The following is a 22,318-nucleotide window of genomic DNA, read 5'->3' on the forward strand; positions in this document are numbered from 1 at the left end:
AAGCTTTCTGCCGACGACGCTCGGACGAAGAGAGAGACTTACCTAGGAATCGCCGGACGACTCGGCGCTGACGTCGACCGAGGGGTCGATCGACGTGATGAGCGATTCGACGTTCGGTCGCTCCCGATCGGCGAGTTGGCGCGGATAGACTCCGATGCCGACGACGAGATCGTCGTCAGCGTCGATGGCTTCCGTGACGTGGAGGTTCACCTCGATCTCCTGATTGCCGACGAACGTGGCGGTCGTCCGGAAGACGGACGTGACGACTTGCTGGTCGAGTACGGACAGTTTGTCGTCTGCGACGTGGCGAGGCGTGCCCATCCCCTCGTAGTTTTCTGCGATCATGGTGACGAGCCTGGCCGTCTCCATGTCCTCGATCGGGTTGACTTGCTGGCCGAGAACCTCGATCTTCGGCGTCGAGAGCGAAACGAAGACTGCGGCCCGCTGATCCGTCAGCGGGCCGACCGAGACGCTCTTCTCGTGCTCGACGATATAGTTCGTCACCGAGATCGACTCGGACCACAGCACCACGTCGACCGACTCATCGATGACGAGTTCCTTGACACGACGCTGTTCGTACCCGGTGTCCGCCCGCGTCTCGGCAGCGACACCGACCGGGTTCGCCTCGTGCTCGTCCATCCCGAGCAGTCCGGTACAACCGGCGAGACCGGCGAGCGACGCCGCACCGGCCGTCCCCAGGTAACTCCGACGATTCATCACACGTACCGAGATTCTCTACGGATAAGTGCTTAGTGACTCGACCATCCAACTGTCCGAAAATTTAGCGTCCGAGTGGTCGATCCTCAAAGAGGTTTCCTGTGACAGGCGATAATCAGGAAATTTGGAAGTCATTCTCAGCGAATCCGGCTCGCGGCCGAAACCCGCACGCACAAGACGCCGCCGACCCCACGTGCGGATATGATCGCCGATCGAGAGACGCCCGCCCGTCGCACGAGCGAGTCATGACGGCTGCGGAGCACACTGATGGGGCCGACGAGCACGATCCGACGTCCGTTCGGATCCGCGGTATCTACACGACCGCCCTCACCCAACGGCTCCGGACGGCGGGCCACGAGGTCGTTCAGGCCTCCGATCCCATCGAGGAACGCTTCGACGGGACGTTCGCCACCGCGCCGGCGAGCGTGCGGATCGAGACGACGCGCGACCGACTCGGCATCGAGTGTTCGGGACCGGCAACGGCCGTCGCTGGCGTGGCCGACGCGGTCGAGTCGGTGGGAATCGACACACTCCGGTGGACCGACGGCGCGCCGCGCGGGGCCGTCTTCGACGCGACGGTCACCGACGCCGACGGCGGGAGCGGCGCGGTCGTCGACCTCGGGAACGGCCAGCGCGGCCATCTGCCCTACGACGCCGCCGACGGCTACGTCGACGCAGGCGACCGCTATCGCGTGCAGGTGACAGAGCCGACGCCGCCCTGGGCCGACGACCTGCCACGGGTCGAACCCACGATCACCGTCGGCGGCGGGGTGTGTACGCTCACCCGCGGTCGGGGCGGCGTTCGGGCGGCAGCCCCGGGTGAGGCGGGCGAGGAGCTCGTGGGCCTGACGGACCTGCTGTCCGCGGACCCCCCTGACGGCTGGGGCGTGCGCTGGGAACGCACCGCCGCGGACGCCGATATGGACGCGATGGAGACGGCCCTCTCCGAGGCCGTCGACCGAGCCGCCGACCTGGACGACGCCTTGGATGGTGCTGAAGACGCCGACGCACCCGCACCGGTCGCCGCCCCCTGGGTGACCGAGTGGTGCTGGTTCGGCCGCGAGTCGCGGTTCGCCTTAGACGAGGCGCGCCGGGCGGTCGAAACCACCCTGCCGGGTCACCACCGGGCGAAGGCGGCCGACCGGAACGCCAGTGCGGCCGTCGACTTCGCCGAGGCGGTCTGTGGGGAGGCGACGACCGACGATGACGCGAGCGTCGATCTCGACGCCGCATTCGGCGGGGACGCCGACGTCGACTTCCCGTTCGCCGCCGTCACGCGCCAGTTCGGCCCGCAGGCAGGCGACCGGTTCGCGCTTGGCCACGGCAAGCCCGACGGCCGACTCATCACGCTCGGCCCGGGCGAGGTGACCGACTGGGACGGGGAGGGGTCGCTCACCCTGGAGCGGTCGATCCGTGGCGGTGGACAGTACGACGGCCTCGGCGCGCCGAAGGAGTCCGGCGACGTTGCGGTGACGAAGCTCCGCGAGGGCCGATGGTGGTATCCGACGACGTACAAACGCGCCGACGGCACCGTGGTCGGGATTTACGTCAACGTCTGCACGCCCGTCGAGTGCTTCCCCGACGCGGCCCGCTACGTCGACCTGCACGTCGACGTCGTCCGCCACGGCGACGGGACGGTCGAGATCGTCGACGAGGACGAACTCGCGGCGGCGGTCGAGGACGGGTTCGTCTCCGAAGCGCTGGCCGAGAAGGCGACGAGCGTAGCGAACGCGGTCGCACGGGCGCTCGGGAAGTGAGCGGGACGTCACCCCTGCGTCGGGTCAGTCGGCCCCGTCGTCGCACCGACCGTCGCGAATCTTTTTCGCCGGGGACGTGGTCCGACCCGGCATGGCGCCGAGCGAGCCGGCCGTCACCCTCGACGACGTCCGCAAGACCTACCAGCTAGCCGAGACGGTCCACGCGCTCGACGGGGTCTCGCTCACGCTTCCCCGCGGTTCGTACACGGCGATCATGGGGCCGAGCGGGTCGGGCAAGTCGACGTTGATGAACGTGATCGGCTGTCTCGACACGCCGACAGAGGGCCGCGTCGTCATCGACGGAGCGGACGTCTCGACGCTCAGCGGGCGGGAACGGACGCGACTCCGCGGCATCGAGATCGGATTCGTCTTCCAGACGTTCAACCTGATGCCCCGGTTGACCGCTCTGGAGAACGTCGCCATGCCGCAACTCTTCCAGAATGTCGGCCGGACCGACAGGAACGAACGGGCGCGAGACCTCCTCGACCGGGTCGGTCTGGCCGACCGGGCCGATCACCGGCCGAACGAGCTCTCGGGCGGACAGCGCCAGCGTGTCGCGCTGGCTCGCGCGCTCGTGAACGACCCGGCGATCGTGCTGGCCGACGAACCCTCGGGGAACCTGGACACGGAGACAGAAGCCGGGATCCTCGACCTCTTCGCCGAGTTTCACGACGCCGGCACGACGCTGCTGGTCGTCTCCCACGAGCGCCACGTCGCCGAGCGCGCCGAGCGGATCGTGCACCTGCTCGACGGGAAGATCGAGCGAATCGAGGCGCTGAACGACGCCCGCAACGGCTCGGGGCCGCCGTCCGCCGGACCTGACGGAACCCCACCGTCGACCGTTGGACGCGACGAGCACGGCGGTTCGGCGACGGACCGGGGGACGGATCAGGAGGAGCCAGATCGGGGGCCAGACCGGTGAAGCCGCTCGCCCTGCTCCGCCTCGCCTGGCGGTCGATCGCCGGGCACCGCCTGCGGTCGGCGTTGACGACGCTGGGCGTCATTATCGGCGTCGCGGCCGTCATCGCGTTCGTCACCCTGGGAGCGAGCCTGCAGGCGGGAATCGTCGGCGACATCAGCCCCGACGACCAGCGCAACGTCTACGGCTGGGCGGCCGACCCAGGCACGGAGGGTGGTCCGCTCGCCGGGGCGCAACCAGTCGTCAGCGAAGCCGACCTCGCCGCGCTCGAAGAACGCAGCGGGATCGACGCGGCCTACGGCTACGCGCCGCTCGGCACTCAGGCGGTCGCGACTGGCGATTCCGTCGTCCCACTGGGTGACGGGGCGTTCGCCACCGGGCCGACGTACGTCAGGGAAGACGACATCGCCACGGGGCGGCAGTTCGAACAGGGCGAACCCGAGGCCGTCGTCAACCCGGCCGTCGCGGGCGCCTTCGAGTCGAACGTCTCCGTCGGCGACGAACTCACGCTCGTCTTCCAGGGCGGCGAGACGCGAACAGTGACGGTCGTCGGGATCACCGACACGTCCGAGGGCCTGAGTCCGTTCGAGGGCTTCGGCCAGTCACCGCGGCTGTACGTCCCGACCGATCCGTTCTACGCCGGCGCGGATTCGGCGGCCGACGAGGAGACCGACGGAAACGAATCCGCTGAAGAATCCGAGGCCGACGGGAACGCGTCGGCACCCGGCGAAGACGACCCCGGCAACGAGAGCGACGGTGAGGCGGCCGCGGGAACCCGGTACACCGCGATCGTCGTCGAGGCACCGTCCGCCGACGACGCGGCGATCGACCGCGCCAAAGAGCAGGCGCGCTCCTATCTGGAGAGCGACGCCTCGGATGCGAGCGCGCTGTTAGCGAGCGGCGAACTGGAGATCGTCCTCCAGACGAGTACACAATTGCTCTCCCAGCTGCAGGACATCCTCGGCCTGCTGCAGAACTTCATCGTCGGCGTGGCGGCTATCTCCCTGCTTGTCGGGTCGATCGGCATCGCGAACATCATGCTCGTCTCCGTCACCGAGCGCACCCGCGAGATCGGCATCATGAAGGCCGTCGGCGCACAGAATCGCGACGTCCTGGGGCTCTTCCTCATGGAGGCGATCGTCCTCGGAGTCATCGGCGCGATTCTCGGGACGGCGCTCGGCCTCGCGACGGGCTACCTGGGAGCCCAGTACATCGACCTCCCGCTGGTCTATCCGCTCGAATACGTCGCCCTCGCGATCGCCGTCGGCGTCCTGGTAGGCGTGTTCTCGGGGCTGTATCCGGCCTGGAAGGCCGCGCGGACGGACCCGATCGACGCGCTCCGGTACGAGTGACGGACACGTCGGTTCGAGTCGTTATCGGAGACCAGTGAGCAGAGTCGATAGCCGTTCCGGAACCGAACTCCCTATCAACGCGAGCGTCGAAACGCCGCGTATGACCAAGCGGCACGTCTCGCTCCCGGACGAAGCCGAGTCGGCACTGACCGACTTCATCGACGAGGTCGATGAGCGACTAGCGAGCGACGAGGAGGACACGTGCGACGTCGTCGAGGACGTCCTCATCGACCTGACGGGCGATCGGGACGCCTACGAGCGCTGGGAATCGGGTGCGGACGTGTCGACGGCCGAGCGAGTCCGGTTGCAGAGTTACGATCCCTGTAACACGACCCTCGAGAGCGAGTACTACGCCGAGAAGGACGAGGAGGCGTTCGAGGAGTCCAAGCACCTCCAGTGGCTCTGGCGACAGTTCGACAGCCTGCCGATCGCGGACAATGTCGCCTTCGCGCTCCGATTCCGGGCGATGCTGGCGGACCACCTCTTCGAATCCTGCGGCGACGACTGCCGATTCTTCAAGGGGATCACGTTCACCTACGGCCACAACATCAGCGTCGGCGACAACACCGTCATCCACGACGGCGTGCACCTGGACGACCGCGGGAAACTCACCATCGGCGACCGGGCCTCTATCTCCGACGGCGTCCACCTCTACAGCCACGATCACGACGTCGTCGACCAGACCGCGGTCACCAACTTCCACACGATCGTCGCCGACGACGTCCGGGTCACCTACGACGCGATGGTCCGGGCCGGCTGCAAAGTCGGCGAGAACGCCATCGTCGGTGCGCGTTCCGTGGTCCAGGGCGACGTTCCCGCTCACCACATCGCGGTCGGGACGCCCGCCAAGAGCGTGAAGATCAAGCCCGGCTGGGAGGACGAGGCAGTTCCCATAGAGGACGGCGGACGGAACCGACAGGACGAGCGCCGCCTCGAGTCGACGCTCCCGGACGACCTCGACGTCTTCGACGAGTTCAAGCGCGAGTGGTAGCCACGCGCTCACAGCGAAAGTGCCGATTTCTCCGGCGTAGCGGCTGATTACTGGAACACACCCGGCACAGACGCGGGCAATACACAAGGGGTATGAGACTGTATCTCACGGCGATGGAGCTCTGGAGTTGGCTCGTCGGCTACGTCCTCCTGTTCGCTCTCCTCCACGTGGCGCTCTATTACTACTACGTCCGTCGCGAGAACGACGAACAGCCGGCGTCACCGTCGCTCTCCGAGGGGTCGCTCACCGGCGTCCGGTACGGCACGCCGATCGACGACCGGGCCGGGTCCGGCCTCGACGAGGGCGTCGACGATCCCGACGACTACGCCGTCGACCTCGACGACGAGATACAGACCTGCCGGGCCTGCGGGGCACCGAACGACGCCGACGCGACCTACACGTACTGCTGGAACTGTCTCTCGACGCTCGGGACGTGAGACTGCTAGAATGACGCGAGATCGCTGGACGAACGCGAGACTGCTGGACGGACGTGCTGCTGTTGGCACGCGTTCGACGCACTCGAAACGTGAGGAGTGGCTACCCACTCGATTGGCGAGGAAGAGTGGCCGAGGTCAGGACGTGAGCGCGTCGGCGAGCACGTCAAGGTGATCGACGCCCACGACCGCGACGACGTCGCCATCGTCGCGCAACGCGTCGAGGCGGTCGATCATACACGCCTCGCGCGTCTCGTCGCGGTAGCGCTTCGGACCGGAATCGGTCGCGCGAAGCAAGGCCGTGACGCCCGAGACGTGGCTGCGCTCGTGTTCGGCCTGCCGAGTCGGCGTGTCGGCGTGGCTCACGTCGTACTCCACGGCGTCGGTCACCCCCGCACACCCCGAGGCCGGATCGGAGAGGGTCGCCGCGAGCCGGCAGGCGAGGGCCGTTCGGGTCGCCCCGCCGACGCTCGAGAGGACGCGTCGAGCGGTCGAGAGCGGCGCTCGATCAGCGACGAGTCGGGTCACCAGCCGGCGCAGGAACGACCAGCTCGGCGCGTCGATCCCGGCGACCGTCGCGTCGGTCGCCGCGATGGCGGCACTCATCTCGCCCCCCGCGGTGGGATGATCACGGTCGTCGAGCCGTGTCGCGTACGCGCGGTACAGCGGAATCGCTGCCGCCGGCAGTTCGAGCGCGAGCGTCGTCGGTTCGAGGCGATCGAGAACGGTCTCGACGCGGCCGACGCTCGCCGGATGGTCGTGAACGACGCCGAGCAGGAGGACGTCACCGCCGTCGCCGGGACAGTACCGGTAAAACGGCGCGGAAATCCGGGGATCGTCGAACGCGTCTGGGTGTTCGTACCCGTCCATGCGGATAGACAGTAATACGGGACTACCGGCATAACCCTTGTGTTTTATCCAGTCTACCGCCGAGTAATTGTCCGTAAAGGCAAGAAAACCAAGAATATGTGAAAGTGTTCAATTCAGAAATGACTCGGTCGGATGATCTCGGTCGGCGGGTACGTGGCGAGCGTCGCCGTCGGTCGACAGCGGGCCGAACCCGCCGCCAGACGGCGCAAGTGCTAAGGCACCGATCGACGCCAGAAGCGAGAAGTCGCGTCGGTAGTGCTTACTCGACGAGCCGTTCGATCTCGGTGACGAGAATGTCGCTGGCACCGGCGCGTTTGACCTCGGTGATCGTCTCGAAGACGTCACGTTCGTCGACGACGGCGTGGACGGCGACCTTGTCACCGCCGTTGGCGACATCCATGATCGTGGGCCCGCCGAGGCCGGGAATGACGTCGCGCACCGCGTCGAGGCGGTCCTCGGGAACGTTCATCATCAGGTAGCGCTTGCCGTCCGCGGTCAGGACCGAGGACAGCGCCGTCCGAAGTTCCTGGACCTTCGGTTCGTCGACGACGTCGTCGCGAGCGAACAGCCGAACGGAACTCGAGAGGACCTCGTCGATGACGGCCAGTCGATTCACTTTCAACGTCGTTCCCGTGCTCGTGATGTCGACGATGGCGTCGGCCATCTCGACGTGGGGCGTGAGTTCCGTCGCGCCGGTGACCTCGACGACTTCGGGGTCGACGGCCGTGTCGGCGAAGAACTCGCGCGTGACGTGCGGGAACTCCGTCGCGACCGTGCGACCGGCCAGGTCCTCGACGGACTCGATGTCGCCATCTTCGGGGGCGGCGAGGACGAGCCGACAGCGACCGAATTCGAGATCCAGCAGCTCGGCCAACCGGTCGGCCTGGCCGGATTCACGGACCTGATCCAGCCCCGTGATGCCCATCTCGGCCGCGCCGTCGGCGATGTACTCGGGAATGTCTGCTGCGCGGGCGAAGAGGACCGTCACTTCGGGGTCGACGGTCTCGGCGTAGAGTTTGCGGTCGGCGCCGTTTTCCAGATGCAGCCCCGCCCGCTCGAGAAGGTCGATCGTCGGCTCGTGCAGGCGGCCCTTGTTGGGAACGGCGATTCGCATCACGCGTCCGTTGACCGGGCGGAGGGAATTGTCTTTCCATCTCGACCCGGCACGTCGACGCGTACCCCACGGAATCGCGAGACGGAGAACGAGAAGACGGCGACCGGCGACCGCGCGAAGCGGTTCGACTCGTGTGTTAGCGCGATCAGGCTGTCGCGTCCGTCTCGTCGGCTGTAGCTCCCTCGGACGTCGTGTACGCGAGCCCGACACCGAGAAGTGTGACGAACACGATGAAGGCGACGATCACGCCGACCATCACCTTCGCTCCCTCGTCGCCCAGCGCGTTCGCCGTCCCGTAGGTCGAGCCGATGTAGACCAGCGTGCCGAGCATGGCTCCCACGCTGACGAGGGCGGCGGCAGCCTCGATGAGGCTTTCGCGGTCGATCATACCGATGAATTCGTCGGTGCGACCAAAAGCGTGTCGGAGGGCAGTCAGCGGGTGGTCGGCGTCTCGGTTCGAGCGGTCGGTCACCGCTCCGCAGACGGAACGCAGTCGGTCGGAACGCACCGTTACCAGTGCAGTCGCTGTCCCCGGACGGCGGCCGGCAGCAGCAAGGAGAGCCTTTTGCGGCCCCGGCACCTGTAATCGATGATCGACGTCACGACAGTCCGAAGTGGGCGCTCCGCGGTGACCGCTTCGCGACCGACACAGACGCACCCGAAACACACCAGCGTCTCATGAACACGATTGCCTCACCCAAGACCCCACTCTCCGTACCGCACCCCGACCAGCTAGACGAGCGATCGCGTCGAGCCCGGACCGAGCCGATGTCGGTGCTCGCACTCGGCGACGGCCTCTACGAGGTCGAGACCGAGGAGACGACCTACCTCGTCGACGTCGCCGCCGGGCGCTGTAGCTGTCCCGACCACATCTTCCGCGGCGCTCGATGCAAACACGTCCGCCGCGTCGCGATCGAGATCACCGAAGGGCTCGCGCCCCCGCCGGGGAAACTCGCCGTCGAATGTGCCGACTGCGCCGAGCGCGTCTTCGTCGACGAGGACGACGGCGGCCCCGTCTACTGCGACCGTCACGCCCTCTCGCCCGGCGACCTGGCTCGCGATCGCGAGACCGACGCTCGCGTCACCGTCGTCGCCGTCTCCGACCGCCGCGCCGACGCCACGGCCGTCCCCGCCACCGGCGAACCCGTCGCCGACTACGGCACCAACAGCGACTACGACGGCGACGTCCCGGTCGTCGCCGCGGTCTATCCCCACGCGACGGTCCAGCGAAACGGTCCCGTGCCGCGCGAGCTACAGATCTACCTCTTCCCGCGGACGCGGCTGACTCGCGTCGAATAACACGGCCGCGAAACGACGGAACGTGGGCGAACAGCGGAACTCGGCCGAAGCGGAACGAGGACGAAACGGAGCGTCGCAATAACAGAAAATCGATCAGCGACGCCGGGTCGCTGCGGCGACGGCGAGCAGGGCGACGACAGCGCCGAGGACGCCGAAGCCGGGCGAGGCGTCGCCCGACGACCGCGAGTCTCCCGCGAAGTCGTCGCTCCCGGCCGAACCGAAACTGTCGGTCGAATCGCCGTCGTCGGACGGCCCGGACCTCTCGGACTCGACGGTCACGTCGAACGAGCGGTCCGCGACGGAGAGCGTGTAGGTTCCCGGTTCGTCGAACGCGTGGGAGAGTTCGACCGCGGTCGTCGACCCCGCCTCGACGGTGCCCGATTCGGTGGCGACAGCGGTACCGTTCAGCGAGAGGACCACCGCATACTCGGCCGTCGCAACACCGTCGTTCACCACCATGACGTCGATTGTCACCGGCTTGCCGACGGTGAAATTCGCGTCCTCGGGTGCGAGGTCGACGACGGAAACGTTCAACTCGCGGGCCGGCTGGTTATCGTCGTCGCCGTCGTCGGTCGACAGGCGAGCGGCGACTCGAACGTCGGCCGAGGCGTTCAGGCCGGCGACGGTCGCGGTGATCGTCGCGGAACCGGCGCCGCGGGCCACGATCTCGCCGCCGTCGACCGTCGCGACGCCCGGCGCCGTGCTCGTGTAGTTCGCGACGGTCGTCGCGGTCGCGGTGTCGCCGCTGACGAGATCGATCGCGACGGTCGCGTCGGCGGTTTCGCCGGGGCGGAGGGCCGCATCGTCGACAGAGAGGTCGACGGATTCGACTTCGGTCTGGAGTCTCGGGTAACCGTCCGTCGCGGTCCAGGCGCGCTCGAAGTCGAAGCCGGCGAGCGACCCGTTCACGGTAGCGCCGGTCAGCTGTGCGGTGGTGAGCCCGGTCGCGTTGCCGGCGGAGCTGTTCTTCCCCGTCGCGTTCACGTCCCAGTAGACCGACGAGATCGTAGCGTAGGACGAGTTCGTCCCGATTGCCCCACCGAGGGATGCGTTGCCGGTCACCGCCCCCGTCGCGTACGAATCGGAGGAGTGGAACGCATAGCCGAACAGACCGCCAACGCTCTCGTTGCCGGTCACGTTTCCGCTGGCCCACGCGTTCGAGACGATTCTCGCGTTGTGATGGCCGACGAGTCCACCGACCTCGTCGCCGCCGGGCGCCACGACGTCACCGGTTGCGCTCACGTTCGAGATGCCCGACCCGACATCGACGTAGCCGACGAGTCCGCCGACATCGAACGCATCTCCGTCGACGACGACGTCACCACTTGCCCACGAGTCGGTGATCTCGGCATTCCGCACGTTTCCGACTAGCCCGCCGATTTTGGCGTCGGTCCCCGTTACGGTGCCACTCGCCCACGAGCGGTCGATACGGTCGCTACCGACGATGCCTGCGAGTCCGCCGACGACGTCCGTGCCGTTCACGTCCGCAGTGACGGAGACGTTCGTGAGGGGGAGGTCTGCCTGCCCAGCGATCCCGCCGACCCGAGTCGTACCACGGACACTTCCACTCACAGTCGCGTTCCTCACTTCGGCATCCTCGTGGCCGAACCCAACCAGGCCGGCGACGTCATCGTTCCCGACGACCGACGCATTCGCGATCGCGACGTCGTCGACGATACCAACTGCCTCGCCAAACAGCCCGACGTAATCGCTACCGGGTCGGTCGATCGTCAGGCCCTCGATTTCGTGACCGTCGCCGTCGAACGTCCCCGAAAACTCCGTGGTGGAACTCCCGCCGAGCGGATCGAAGCCCGCGCCGTCGTTCCACACAGCAGTTCCGCTCGCGTCGATATCGCCGACGAGCGTGTAGTTCGCCGCGAGATCCTGACTGATCGTCTGTAACTCCGCGGCGGTATCGATCCGGAAGGGATCGCTCGCGGTGCCGCTACCGGGCAGCGTCTGGAAGAGGGCGAGGTCGAGCGTCGTCGCGTTTCGAATCGTCGTGGTGCTCGAGTTCGCGATCGCGACGGAGCCGTTACCCCAGCTCGTCCTGCTGGACGCCGAGACGATGGCAGTCGAGGCGTTGTGGACCTCGATCGAGTACGCGCCGCTCGCGTTCGTCGTGACCGTTCGCGTCCCGGCGCCGTCCGCAACGGTCACGTTGCGGTTCGAGAGCGCTTTGCCGGTGACGCCGTCGGTGATCGTGCCCGAGAGCGTCTCGTAGCCATTCACGTGGACGCTCCGGGTCGCGTCGTCGTGGGGCGTGGTTGCGTCCAGGGCGACCGATCCGGTGGCGGTGTCTTCGGGAACAGTGTACTCGAACGCGATCGACTCGGTCGCTCCAGCGCCGACGGTCGTGGATTGGTCGAAGATCGTCGCGCCGTCGAACGCGAGCGAGACGTTGTCGGCTCCCTGGTCGTTCCCGACGTTCCGAACGGTCGCGTTGATCCAGTAGGACCCGCCGGCAGCAGCGGTTGCGGGAACGTCGGTGAACGTAATCTCGTAGTCGGCGTCGAGCGCGATGACGGCCACGGCGTCCGAGTAGCCGCCAGCGGCGGCCGTCACGGTGTCGGGGCCGTAGGCGTCTGCGGTGGCGGTGCCGTCGCCGTCGACCGAGACGTTCCCGCCCGTGGCGTAGGTCGAGGTCGTCGTCGCGGTCGCCGTCGTTCCATCTCGCAGCCCGACGATGACCGTCGCGTCAGTCGATCCGCCGTCGACCGCGATCTCGTCGCTCGCGAGCGAGAGGTCGTAGCTCGTGACCTCCCCGGAGAGCGCGGGATACTCGCCGTCGAGCGCGATCCAGGTCGATTCGAGGGCGAGACCGTCCATGAACTCCGTGGCGTTCGCGCCAGTCATCTCGTCGGTGGTGAGGCCGACTGCATCGCCCCCAGAGGTGGGCTGACCGGTCGTCCCCACGTTCCAGTACGCGTCGGTGACCGTCGCCCATCCCCCTGCGCTTCCGACGAGCCCACCTCCTATGTCACCGGATACCTCGCCAGTTGCGAAGGAGCCCTCGACTGTCGCTAAGTCAACGAGGGAGCCGACCAACCCGCCCACCGTTGATTCCCCAGTCACTGTGGTGGCGGCGTGGGAATCAGTTATTGCTGCGCCCGACTGCGTCTGGCCGACGAGACCACCCGCGTCGTCGGTCCCACTGACGGTCCCTGAGGCCGCCGATTCGTCCACTGATCCCGTAAGATACCCGACGAGTGTGCCGACCCCCCTGTCACCGGTAACGGTCGCGTCACGCACCCTGGCGTTCGAGAGTGACCCGGAGAGAACCCCGAACAGCCCGACGTGTTCGCTGTCGGGGCGGTCGATTACGAGGCCGTCGACGACGTGTCCGTCGCCGTCGAAGGTTCCCGAAAACTTGGTAGTGGCGCCGACCGGATCGAACCCCCTTCCGTCGTTCCAGTCGGCCGTATCGCTCGCGTCGACGTCGTCGACCAGGACGTAGTGCGCACCGAGATCCAGTTGCATCGCTTGCAGCCCGCGCACGGTCGTGATANGCGTCGACGTCGTCGACCAGGACGTAGTGCGCACCGAGATCCAGTTGCATCGCTTGCAGCCCGCGCACGGTCGTGATCTCGTGGGGATCGGCCGCCGTCCCCGCCCCGCCAAGCTCCGGCCAGAGCGCGAGGTCGACCCCCGTCGTCGTGCCGTCGACGGTCGTCGTGGTCGAGCCGGTGATCGACTCCTGGCCGCCGGGCGTCGCGACCGTCGGCGTCGCTGAGACGGTCACCGTCGAGTCGTTGAGCACCGCCAGCTGGTAGTCTCCGTTCGCGTCGGTCTGGACCGTCTGCGTCTCGCTGTCGCCGTCGACCGTCACGGTCGCGTTCGACACCGGCTCGCCCATCGCGCCGTCGGTGAGCGTGCCCGAAAACGTCTCGTAGCCGTCGACGTCGACGCTGCGCTCGACGGTCTCGTTCGGCGTCGAGATCGCCACGTCGAACGAACCGGTGTCGATCGATCCCGGAACCTCGTAGCTGAGCGTCACCTGCTTCGAAATTCCGGCGGGGAGTGAGACGGCCTCGGAATCCACGGCGGGCGTGCCGTCGGCGGCGAGTTTAACCGGCAGCGTTCCGTCGCCGGTGCCGACGTTGCGGATCGTCGCGTCGACGGTCATCGTCGAGTTCGCGTCGACGCTCGCGTCGTAGTCCTCGATCGTGACGTCGAACGCCGGCGTTCTGTCGGTCGTGACAGCCCGGAGCGTGGGGTAGCCGTCCGTCGTCGCCCAGTCGGTACCGAAGTCGAACTCGGGCAGAGCGTCCGTCGCGTTCAGGCCGGTGAGCTGAGCGGTCGTGCGCCCAGTCGCCTCGACGATGCCACCCATGTTCTCGCCGGCGGCCGAGCCCTCGACGTCGGTGTTCCAGTAAGAAGTGTAGAGTTCGCCGCGGAAGCTGCTGTATCCGAGGAGCCCACCGGCGGGGGCACCAGTTGCGGCACCCGTCGCGTAGGATCTCCGCACGGTTCCGTAGTTGTAGCCGACCAGCCCGCCGGCGTCTTCCTGGGTGGCAGTGACGTCGCCCGTCGCGTACGAATCGGTGATCGTCGCGCCCGACGCGTACCCCAGTAGCCCCCCGACCTCGATCTCGCCGTCCACGTCTGCGGTCGAAGCAGATCGCGTGATCTCTCCCCCGGAGAAGCCGACCACACCGCCGACGTCCTCAGTCCCGGAAACGCTCCCGGTCACCAGCACGTCCGCGATCCGATCGACGTAATTGTTGCCGACGAGAGCGCCGGTGCTCCCACCGCCCATAACGTCCACGTCAAGCAATCGAACGTCGGACAGTTCCGAACCGTCGGTGCTGGAAAACAGGCCGACTTGGCTCGATCCCGACCGGTTGATCGTCAGCCCGACGATCGCGTGGCCGTTGCCGTCGAAGGTGCCGGTGAAGTCGCCGCCGGTCGCGATCGGCTCGAAGCCGTCACCGTCGTTCCAGGTCGCCGTCGCGGTCGCGTCGACGTCCTCGACGAGTTCGTAGTGCGCGCCCGGTTCGTCGTCCATCGCCTGCAACTGCGTCGCGTTCGTTATCTCGTAGGGATCGCCCGCGGTGCCGCTCCCGTCCATTCCCGCCGGTCCATCGGCGGCGGCCGGCGTAGCGAACAGTCCGACCCCGACCACGATACACAGTACGACGACCGTCACCACCACCACTTCCCGTCCCCCTGATCGCATTGCGGAAGCCTTCCCGATTAGCTCATTATAGCCACCGATAGGACGACTGTCCGCCCAGGAACACGTTGTTCACCGACGAACAGTCAACACACAGAGGAACTGCTATGGTCTTCGAGTGATAGGTCCAGCCATGGACACGTCGGATGCGGACCGAGCGATCTCGATCCTCCGACGAACGTCGCTTCTCGCCGCCTGCCGCGACGGCGCACGCTCCCGAGCGCACCTGGCAGAACGGACCGATCTGTCGCGGACGACCGTCTACCGCGCGACCGTCGCGCTGGAGGAACAAGGGTTGCTGGCGAAAGGTCACGAGGGATATCGAACGACGAATCGCGGGGCCGCGCTGGTCGCGGCGAGCGAGGCCTACGAACGAGCTGTGCGGACCATCGACCGGCTCGATCCGCTGCTGGAACTCGTCGACCACCCGGCCCTCGTCGAGCACGCCCACCTGTTCGCGGACGCGGAGGTCGTCGTCGCGGACGCGTCCAATCCGTATCGGGTCGTCGACTACGTCATCGAGCGGTTCGAAGCGACGACGACGTCCCGCGGCGCGATCGCCAGCACGACCGCGGTCGAGGCGCTGCAGCGGGCGACACCGTCGCTGTCGGCTACCGATCGGATCGAACGGATTTTCGCCGCCAGCGCGCTCGAGGCCCACGAGACGATCGGCGGCGACGAGTTCCGGGCGATCGGCGAGAGCGACGGACTCTCGCTACTCGTCGCCGACGACGAGGCGATCCCGTTCTCGTTCGCGATCGACGACGAGGACGTCACCATCGTCGGCCACGATCCGGCGACGGGACTTCCCACCGTCCACGTCGAATCCGACCACCCGGCGGCGAGAGCGTGGCTCGAAGACCGATACGAGACGTGCCGCAACGAGGCGGAACCGATCCGATTGTAACCGCGATACGGCCCACCGCCGGGATCTTTACGACCGGGCACGTCCTGCGTACGGTCATGACCGAAGGGCGTTCACCACCAAGCGAGGGGATCGATTTCGGCCGGTTCGAGCGGGGACGCCACGTCAATTACTGGACGCTCGACCCGACGCTCCGGCGCGAACTTCGCCGAGTGATGACCGCCGACGAGTTCGACTGGGCCGAACCCCGACTCGAATCGTTCGGCGAGTTGGTGGGCCACACCGTTGCGGACAACGCCGATCGGGTCGACGCCACCGGCCCCGAACTCGACCCCCGGAATCGGTACGGGGAGATCCAGAACTTCGTTCGCTATCCGGCCGAACAGCTGGAAAACGACCGCCTCGTCTACGAGCGCGGCATCGTCGCCGACGCGTTCGACGCCCCGCCGGGCCGCGAGGAGTCGATGCCGCTGAGCCACGCGCTCGGGATGCTCACCCTGCTTTCGTACGCCGACGCCGGCTTCGGCTGTCCCGTCGCGATGACGATGGGGGCGGCGGTCGTCCTCCGGAAATTCGGTGACGAGGCCACCGAGCCCTACTACGAGGCGCTCGTGAGTCGCGAGTACGACGACCTGATCGAAGGCGCGATGTTCCTCACCGAAGAGCAAGGGGGCAGCGACGTGGGCGCGATCGAGACGACCGCCGAGTACGACGATGAATCGGGGTACTGGCGACTCGCCGGCGAGAAGTGGTTCTGTTCGAACGTCGACGCCGAGGGGACGCTGGCGCTCGCCCGGACGCCGGACGCCCCCGAAGGAACGGCCGGACTCTCGATGTTCCTCGTCCCGCACGCCGACCCGGAGGTGGTCGACGGGCCGTTGACGAAAGGCGACCGGTACGGGACGAACGACCGCGGAAACGGGCCCGCGGGCGGCTCCGGCGGCGCCCTCGATCCCGACCAGGTGAACGACCAGCTGTACCGCCAGCTGAAGGACAAACTGGGGACCATCTCGGTCCCGACCGGTGAGGTCGAGTTCGACGGCGCGACGGCGATCCTCGTCGGCGAAGAGGGCGCGGGCTTCCGCCAGATGGCCGAGATGTTGAACGTCGAGCGGCTGGCGAACGCCGCGGCCTCCTGCGGCGTGATGGGCCGGGCACTGCTCGAGAGTCGGGTGCAGGCGGCCACGCGCGAGGTCTTCGGCTCGACGATCGACGAGTACCCGCTCATGCGCGAGGACCTGGTCGACATGACGGTCGACTACGAGGCCGCGACGGCGTTCACGTTCGAGGCCGCGGCGCTCCTCTCGCGGGACGAACGGGCCGACCGGAACGAGGAGCGCGGAGAAAGTGATGGCGCCAAACAGGCCGCCGAGACGCCCCTGTCGGGCCCGACGGATCCCGACCGGGCCGCCCGCCTGCTTCGTGCGCTCACCCCGATCGCGAAGCTCCGCACGGGCCGGATGGCCGTCGACATGGCCTCCGACGCCATGGAGATTCAGGGCGGGAACGGCTACGTGGACGACTTCGTCACGCACCGACTCCTGCGAGACGCGCAGGTACTCCCGATCTGGGAGGGGACGGAAAACGTCCTCTCGCTCGACCTCCTGCGGGCGCTGGACCGAGAAGACGCCCACGAACCACTCCTCGAGACGATCGACGACCGGCTGTCGGCGGTCTCATACCCCGCCCTCGCCGACGCCGTCGAGACGACTCGTGAGGAGTACGTCGCCCTCTCGCAGGCGCTCGCGACGCTTTCGGCGCACGACGACGCGTACGCACAGCTCTCGGCGAAGCGACTCGCCCACTACGTCTTCGACGTCTACACGGCCGCGCTCTTACTGACAGAGGCGCAAGCCGACCTAGATCGAGATGAGGCGGACGGTGAGAACCCGGCAGCAGGAGACCCCGATGCGACCGAGAACGGCGACGGCCGCGCCGCGCTCGTGGCGCGACGATTCGTCGAGACGCACTTACGCGATCGGGACGCCCGCGGAATCACGAACGAGGATCGGTTCCCGATCGAGCACTTCGACGCGATCGTTCGGTACGCGCCGGTGTCCCCGTCGTCACTGTCCATGACGAACGGTGACGAGTGAGATCAGTGACGGAGGGCGAGTGCGGTCTCCCTTACCGGACGACGGTGACCGGCATCGGCGCCCGGCGGACGACCTGTTCGGCGACGCTCCCGAGCAGGACGCGCGCCATGCCGTCGCGGCCGTGATTCCCGACCACGACGTGGTCGACGTCGTTGTCGTTCGCGAAGCGGACGATCTCGCGGGTCGGCTCGCCGAAGGCGACCGCCGTCCGGAACTCGACGTCCGTCGTGTCGATGACGCTCTCGACATCCTCGGAGAGGTCGGTACGCGACTCTTCTCGGAGTTGCTTGAGTCCGTCCTTGGCGAACCCGACGCTCGCGTCGACGAGTCCGTCTGGCGAGTCGAGCACCCGCAGCAACACGAGCTCCTGCCCCTCGAAGGTCCGAGCGGCGTGTTCGAGGGCCTTCTGTGCCGGTTCTGAACCGTCGAACGCGACGAGTACCGTCATGGCTCGACTGTGAATCGCCGGACGCTTAGCGGTTCGGTTCGCCGGATGTGGTTCCGATCGAGCGCCGCCCCCGTCGCCCAGGCCGGGCTACTCGAGCAGTTCCGCCGCCTCCTCGACGTCCATCACGCCCTGTTCGACCGCGTTGAGGACCCGGACGATCTCGGGGTCGGGCCCCGACGTGCCCTCGTCCTCGCCGACCTCGTCCAGCGTGACTTTCTCGCTCGTGCCGACGAACTCGTCGAAGTCGGTGCCGTCGGCGATTGCGGTCTCCTTCTTGACCCGGTAGTTGCCGCCGTCGGTGTGGTGGAGGTCGCCGGGGTGGAAGAAGTACCAGCTCTCCCGGTCGAAGCGGACGCCGATGCGGGGTTTCGCGCCGAAGTTCTGCGCGAAGTAGATGAGGGCCTCGACCTCCTCGCCGGTGAGGTAGATGGGGTCGCCCGAGCTCGACTTGGCCTCGATCGCGTAGAAGGTCTCGCCGTCGCCGGCCAGCACGTCGGGTAGTTCTCGTTCCGTCGCAGAACCGCTGGCGGGTGCACGCATAACCGCGAACCCGGCCTCGTCGAGTCGATTGACGAGTTCGCGTTCGCGTCGGTCACCCTTCGCCTGAGACATGGCGCTAGCTCGCAGGTGGGCCTACATAAACGAGACGGGAGCGAGGTGAAGGTGAAACGGCCGCGACGACGACCGGTCAGTCAGCCGTGCGGATCCGTTAGAGTGGGACAGCGCCGAGGACGACGTCAAGGACCGCACTCGCCGACTCCAGGTCTTCCGGCGCGTACCTGAGCGCGATGTAGAGGAGGCCGAACTGGATGGCGTTGAACGTGGCGTGGGCGATGATGGGGACGAGGAGGTTGTCGGACTTCGCGTAGAGGTAGCCGAAGATGACCGCGCCGCCGAAGACGACGGCGAGCGAGGTCGCGATCGCGCCGGGCGGGGCAAACGAGCCGTCCACCGCGAACGCGTAGGAAGGAATGTGCAACAGCGCAAAGATGAGCGCGGCGACAACGACCGCGCCCATCCGGCTGAACGACGCGTAGAGGCGCTTCTGGACGACGTTCCTGAAGAGGAACTCCTCGGCGGGTGCGTTGAACGCGAAGACGATCACGATCATGACGAGTACCATATTCGGATCGTTCCCGATCAGCTGGATGACGTCGTTTTCCGACGACGGGAGGTCGAGGGCCGTCGCGACGAACTGGACGGCGATCAGGAAGCCGATGCTGCCGCCGATGCCGTACAGGACGTAGCGCCAGCCGCGCCGGGTCGGACGCTCCAGATCGAGCCAGTCCCAGCCGCGATCGGTCCACTGGAGGTAGAGCACGCCGGTCAGCGCGTAGCCAGCGAACGTCAAGATCAGGTAGACGACCGTGGCGAGGTTCGACGCCGCCGCCGGGTCCGAGAGCAAAGTCGAGTCGAGCAACGCCGCCGGGAGGGAGGTGGCCGTGGCGACCAGCAATCCCGACACCGAGAGGGCAATCGCGACGAACACGGCCCAGAGCGGACCACCCTGTCCCGAGACCGACGAACCCGACTGGCGAGTAGACATACCCCTCCGTTCGTCGGCCGGCTCCTTGGGTGTTCCTTCCCAGTCTGTCCAGGCTGGCGGTCGACGGACACCCCGTCACCACTAAGCCACCCTCGGACCAGACACTCCACATGGACGACGCCCACATCGTCGAGACGGTCGACCCCGAGGAGGCGTTCTCGGTACTCGCCGACGGGTCCCGCATCGACATCCTCCGGGCGCTCTGGGAGGCCGACGGCCAGACGGCGACGTTCTCGGAACTCAGGAGTGCCGTCGGAATGCGGGATTCGGGCAAGTTCAACTACCACCTCGGCAAGCTCACCGACCGGTTCGTCCGCAAGACGGACGGTACGTACGAACTTCGCGCCGCGGGACGACACGTGATCGGCTCGCTGCTGTCGGGCGCCTACACGATGGGTGGCGAGGTCGGACCGATCGACCTCGACGATCCGTGTCCGCTCTGTGGGGACGCGCTCACGTTCTTCTACGCCGACGACCGGGCGCGAGTCGAGTGTGCAGGTGGATCCTTCGAGGCAGCGTTCCCCATCCCGCCCGGTTCGTTCGCCGGACAACCCGCCGAGGCGTTTCCCGACGTGGCGGATCGGTACCTCGCGACGCTGGTGAGCCAGGCGCGAAACGAGTTCTGTGCGTCGTGTGAGGGGCCGATACGGCCGGAGTTCGACGTGAAGGAGCTTCCCGACCGGGCCGCCTCGGTCGACGACATCGTGCTTGTCAGCTACGACTGTGATCGGTGCGAAGCGACCACCCAGATCGATCTCACCACGGTACTGCTCGACCGGCCGGCCGTCGTCGCCTTCTACTACGACCACGGCATCGACGTCCGCACGTTCACGTTCTGGCAACTCGGCTCCGAGACCGGGGCCCCGCGGTCGACGCTCGTCGACGAGACGACCCACAGCGCCGAAGTCACCTACCCGCTCGCAGACGAGCGATTGACCCTCCGCATCGACGACGACCTCTCGGTCGTCTCCGCCGAACGCGAGTGACCGGCCGATCGATCTGCCACCCTGCCGACCGATAGTGACAGCTGTCGAACAGAGCTGTAGTTCTGTCCTCCCGGTTACAGAAATGTCGTTCAGATTATTCTTATTGGGTGTCCGGGCCTCTTCGTTTCCATGCGAGGTCCATTCGAGAACCGAACGTTTCGCAGACTGTTCGCGGGTCGCGTGATTACGAACCTCGGTGACAGCCTCTACTTCATCGGGGCCATGTGGCTCGTGTACAGTCTGACCGGCGACCCGTTCTACACCGGCGTCGCCGGATTCCTGACCCAGGGGCCGGCGGTCTTCCAGTTTCTCGCCGGCCCGATCGTCGACCGCCACCCGATCCGCCGGCTGCTCGTGGGGACGCAACTCTTCCAGGCCGTCGTGGTGGCCACGATTCCGGTCGCCCACGTGCTCGGGTCGTTGACCGTCTGGCACGTCCTGGTCGTGATGCCGGTGCTGTCGGCGGCCAACCAGTTGGTCTATCCGGCCCAGACGACCGCACTGCCGCGGATCCTCGACGATGAGGAACTGGTCGCCGCCAACTCGGCGTTCTCGGTGGCCTACCAGGGGTTCGAGATGGTGGCCAACGGCATCGGCGGCGTGATCATCGGACTCGTCGGCGCGGTCTCGCTGTTCGCCGTCGACGCCGTCACCTTCGGGATGGCGGCGCTCGTCTTCGCGACGGTCTCGATTCCGCCGGCTCGACGCGCGGGCGAACCCGACTCGACCGATCGATCGGCCGACGAACGGACCGGGCCCGATGTCACAGACGAGGGAGCCGAACCCGCGACCGACGGGGGAACCCCTCCCGAGGTTGGCGACACGGAAACCAACGACGGGCCCTCACTCGACGAGTCGGCAGCCGGTGACGGGATAGCCGACGACTCCGGGAACGGTGCCGAAGGCGACGGCGACGGGACCGACGGTGCACCGCCAGCGCCCGAGGGCTACCTCGATCGCTTGCGTGACGGCATCGACATCCTGCGGGGGACCTTCCTGCTCCCACTGATCGTCGCCGCGTCGATACTCAACGTCACCGGCGGGATGGTGATGGCGGCCATTCCGGCGTACGCCGACTCGCTGGCCGTGCCGGCATCGCTTGCCGCCCTCGGCGCCGCGGGCGCCTACGGGATCCTCATGGCGGCGTTCGCCGGCGGGAACTTCCTCGGCGCGCTCGCCGCCTCCGCCGTCTCGGACCGACCCTTCGGCTACGTCTTCCTCGCCTCCGGACTCGCGAGCGGCGTCTTCTGGACGGCCGGCCTCCTCGCGAACTGGCTCCCGCTGACTGCCGTCCTGTTCACCCTCTCGCTCATCCCCCTCGGCGCCGTCAACGTCCAGATTGCCACCATCGTCCAGACCGCGCCGCCGGAGGCCCTGGTCGGGCGGGTGAGCAGCCTCCTCGGGTCGGCCTCGACGGCGGTCGTCCCCGTCGGTGCGCTCCTCGGCGGGATCGTCGCGGGCGCGTTCGGCCCGCAGGTCGCGATGGCCGGCATCGGAATCGCGGGCCTCGGGCAGGCCGTCTACCTCCTCGCCAACGCGGAGATGCGCGCGCTCCCGCCCGCGGCCGAGACGAGTCTGGACGGGTAGACGGCCTGCCGTTTTCCATCTTCTGAATGGATTGATTCCACTCCCTCACCAGTAACTATATTACCCATCACGTCAATCATCCGCACGGAAGCGACGTCCGCACGGGCAGGAAATGCCCCGGGTGCTGGTACACCCGGGACGTGGCTTCCAAATCCCGGCTG

General features: G+C 67.3%; 18 protein-coding genes and 1 pseudogene. 10 read left to right on the forward strand and 9 right to left on the reverse strand.

Going from position 1 to position 22,318, the window contains the following annotated elements:
* Positions 1–42: 42 nt before the first annotated feature.
* A complete protein-coding gene (locus C479_RS07285) occupies positions 43–717 on the reverse strand; it encodes a DUF6517 family protein (protein ID WP_007700197.1) in 675 nt (224 codons plus the stop codon).
* Between the two features lie 245 nt (positions 718–962).
* Between C479_RS07285 and C479_RS07290 the strand changes: the two genes are divergently transcribed.
* From C479_RS07290 to C479_RS07310, 5 genes are all read left to right on the forward strand, one after another.
* Positions 963–2,474: a DUF402 domain-containing protein gene (locus C479_RS07290; RefSeq protein ID WP_007700202.1), complete on the forward strand. Its 1,512-nt coding sequence runs from the start codon at positions 963–965 to the stop codon at positions 2,472–2,474.
* Between the two features lie 91 nt (positions 2,475–2,565).
* A complete protein-coding gene (locus tag C479_RS07295) occupies positions 2,566–3,396 on the forward strand; it encodes an ABC transporter ATP-binding protein (RefSeq protein ID WP_007700205.1) in 831 nt (276 codons plus the stop codon).
* Positions 3,393–4,745: an ABC transporter permease gene (locus tag C479_RS07300; protein WP_007700209.1), complete on the forward strand. Its 1,353-nt coding sequence runs from the start codon at positions 3,393–3,395 to the stop codon at positions 4,743–4,745. The genes C479_RS07295 and C479_RS07300 overlap by 4 nt, the downstream gene beginning before the upstream one ends.
* 100 nt (positions 4,746–4,845) lie before the next feature.
* Positions 4,846–5,736 carry an acyltransferase gene (locus C479_RS07305; protein WP_007700212.1) on the forward strand — a complete coding sequence of 297 codons (891 nt, stop codon included), beginning with the start codon at positions 4,846–4,848 and terminating at the stop codon, positions 5,734–5,736.
* Between the two features lie 113 nt (positions 5,737–5,849).
* On the forward strand, positions 5,850–6,173 hold the full coding sequence (locus C479_RS07310) for a DUF7577 domain-containing protein (RefSeq protein WP_049907153.1): 324 nt from the start codon (positions 5,850–5,852) through the stop codon (positions 6,171–6,173).
* A gap of 135 nt (positions 6,174–6,308) precedes the next feature.
* Here C479_RS07310 and C479_RS07315 read toward each other — a convergent pair whose 3' ends face one another.
* From C479_RS07315 to C479_RS07325, 3 genes are all read right to left on the reverse strand, one after another.
* Entirely contained in the window at positions 6,309–7,040 is a 732-nt protein-coding gene (locus tag C479_RS07315; RefSeq protein ID WP_007700217.1) for a hypothetical protein, read from the reverse strand.
* A gap of 259 nt (positions 7,041–7,299) precedes the next feature.
* Positions 7,300–8,154 carry an ATP phosphoribosyltransferase gene (hisG, locus tag C479_RS07320; RefSeq protein ID WP_007700219.1) on the reverse strand — a complete coding sequence of 285 codons (855 nt, stop codon included), beginning with the start codon at positions 8,152–8,154 and terminating at the stop codon, positions 7,300–7,302.
* 145 nt (positions 8,155–8,299) lie between these two features.
* Entirely contained in the window at positions 8,300–8,542 is a 243-nt protein-coding gene (locus C479_RS07325) for a DUF7472 family protein (protein WP_049907154.1), read from the reverse strand.
* Between the two features lie 290 nt (positions 8,543–8,832).
* On the opposite strand from C479_RS07325, the gene C479_RS07330 reads away from it, so the two are divergent.
* Positions 8,833–9,453 carry an SWIM zinc finger family protein gene (locus C479_RS07330; protein WP_007700221.1) on the forward strand — a complete coding sequence of 207 codons (621 nt, stop codon included), beginning with the start codon at positions 8,833–8,835 and terminating at the stop codon, positions 9,451–9,453.
* Between the two features lie 93 nt (positions 9,454–9,546).
* On the opposite strand, the gene C479_RS16980 is transcribed toward C479_RS07330, so the two are convergent.
* The gene (locus tag C479_RS16980) at positions 9,547–12,933 is read right to left on the reverse strand and encodes a beta strand repeat-containing protein (protein WP_007700222.1); all 3,387 of its coding nucleotides are present in this window, start codon (positions 12,931–12,933) and stop codon (positions 9,547–9,549) included.
* Between the two features lie 964 nt (positions 12,934–13,897).
* A pseudogene (locus C479_RS17125) lies at positions 13,898–14,632 on the reverse strand (GLUG motif-containing protein); the annotation flags it as partial.
* 130 nt (positions 14,633–14,762) lie between these two features.
* Here C479_RS17125 and C479_RS07340 point away from each other — a divergent pair.
* The gene (locus C479_RS07340) at positions 14,763–15,536 is read left to right on the forward strand and encodes a helix-turn-helix transcriptional regulator (protein WP_007700223.1); all 774 of its coding nucleotides are present in this window, start codon (positions 14,763–14,765) and stop codon (positions 15,534–15,536) included.
* 56 nt (positions 15,537–15,592) lie between these two features.
* A complete protein-coding gene (locus tag C479_RS07345; RefSeq protein ID WP_007700224.1) occupies positions 15,593–17,590 on the forward strand; it encodes an acyl-CoA dehydrogenase family protein in 1,998 nt (665 codons plus the stop codon).
* Between the two features lie 31 nt (positions 17,591–17,621).
* Here the strand turns inward: C479_RS07345 and C479_RS07350 are convergent, their stop codons facing one another.
* The 3 genes from C479_RS07350 to C479_RS07360 form a co-directional block, all read right to left on the reverse strand.
* Positions 17,622–18,038: a universal stress protein gene (locus C479_RS07350; RefSeq protein ID WP_007700225.1), complete on the reverse strand. Its 417-nt coding sequence runs from the start codon at positions 18,036–18,038 to the stop codon at positions 17,622–17,624.
* An 87-nt stretch (positions 18,039–18,125) separates the two neighbouring features.
* Entirely contained in the window at positions 18,126–18,650 is a 525-nt protein-coding gene (hjc, locus tag C479_RS07355) for a Holliday junction resolvase Hjc (RefSeq protein WP_007700226.1), read from the reverse strand.
* 97 nt (positions 18,651–18,747) lie between these two features.
* Positions 18,748–19,584 (reverse strand): CPBP family intramembrane glutamic endopeptidase, encoded by an 837-nt coding sequence (locus C479_RS07360; protein ID WP_007700227.1) that lies wholly within the window; start codon positions 19,582–19,584, stop codon positions 18,748–18,750.
* A gap of 110 nt (positions 19,585–19,694) precedes the next feature.
* Between C479_RS07360 and C479_RS07365 the strand changes: the two genes are divergently transcribed.
* Together C479_RS07365 and C479_RS07370 are read left to right on the forward strand one after the other, a co-directional pair.
* The gene (locus C479_RS07365; protein WP_007700228.1) at positions 19,695–20,570 is read left to right on the forward strand and encodes a winged helix-turn-helix domain-containing protein; all 876 of its coding nucleotides are present in this window, start codon (positions 19,695–19,697) and stop codon (positions 20,568–20,570) included.
* 129 nt (positions 20,571–20,699) lie between these two features.
* Positions 20,700–22,157, forward strand: a complete 1,458-nt coding sequence (locus C479_RS07370; protein ID WP_007700230.1) for an MFS transporter — start codon at positions 20,700–20,702, stop codon at positions 22,155–22,157.
* The last annotated feature ends 161 nt before the right edge of the window (positions 22,158–22,318 follow it).

Source organism: Halovivax asiaticus JCM 14624, from assembly GCF_000337515.1.
In the GTDB taxonomy this organism is placed as follows: Archaea; Halobacteriota; Halobacteria; order Halobacteriales; family Natrialbaceae; genus Halovivax; species Halovivax asiaticus.

Coding starts and splice junctions, on each gene's coding strand:
- C479_RS07340 (WP_007700223.1), top strand. CDS start 14,763: ATGGACACGTCGGATGCGGACCGAGCGATCTCGATCCTCCGACGAACG.
- C479_RS07360 (WP_007700227.1), bottom strand. CDS start 19,584: ATGTCTACTCGCCAGTCGGGTTCGTCGGTCTCGGGACAGGGTGGTCCG.
- C479_RS07310 (WP_049907153.1), top strand. CDS start 5,850: ATGGAGCTCTGGAGTTGGCTCGTCGGCTACGTCCTCCTGTTCGCTCTC.
- C479_RS07285 (WP_007700197.1), bottom strand. CDS start 717: ATGAATCGTCGGAGTTACCTGGGGACGGCCGGTGCGGCGTCGCTCGCC.
- C479_RS07365 (WP_007700228.1), top strand. CDS start 19,695: ATGGACGACGCCCACATCGTCGAGACGGTCGACCCCGAGGAGGCGTTC.
- C479_RS07295 (WP_007700205.1), top strand. CDS start 2,566: ATGGCGCCGAGCGAGCCGGCCGTCACCCTCGACGACGTCCGCAAGACC.
- hisG (WP_007700219.1), bottom strand. CDS start 8,154: ATGCGAATCGCCGTTCCCAACAAGGGCCGCCTGCACGAGCCGACGATC.
- C479_RS07345 (WP_007700224.1), top strand. CDS start 15,593: ATGACCGAAGGGCGTTCACCACCAAGCGAGGGGATCGATTTCGGCCGG.
- C479_RS07290 (WP_007700202.1), top strand. CDS start 963: ATGACGGCTGCGGAGCACACTGATGGGGCCGACGAGCACGATCCGACG.
- C479_RS07305 (WP_007700212.1), top strand. CDS start 4,846: ATGACCAAGCGGCACGTCTCGCTCCCGGACGAAGCCGAGTCGGCACTG.
- C479_RS07370 (WP_007700230.1), top strand. CDS start 20,700: ATGCGAGGTCCATTCGAGAACCGAACGTTTCGCAGACTGTTCGCGGGT.
- C479_RS07325 (WP_049907154.1), bottom strand. CDS start 8,542: ATGATCGACCGCGAAAGCCTCATCGAGGCTGCCGCCGCCCTCGTCAGC.
- C479_RS07330 (WP_007700221.1), top strand. CDS start 8,833: ATGAACACGATTGCCTCACCCAAGACCCCACTCTCCGTACCGCACCCC.
- C479_RS07350 (WP_007700225.1), bottom strand. CDS start 18,038: ATGACGGTACTCGTCGCGTTCGACGGTTCAGAACCGGCACAGAAGGCC.
- C479_RS07315 (WP_007700217.1), bottom strand. CDS start 7,040: ATGGACGGGTACGAACACCCAGACGCGTTCGACGATCCCCGGATTTCC.
- C479_RS16980 (WP_007700222.1), bottom strand. CDS start 12,933: ATGCAACTGGATCTCGGTGCGCACTACGTCCTGGTCGACGACGTCGAC.
- hjc (WP_007700226.1), bottom strand. CDS start 18,650: ATGTCTCAGGCGAAGGGTGACCGACGCGAACGCGAACTCGTCAATCGA.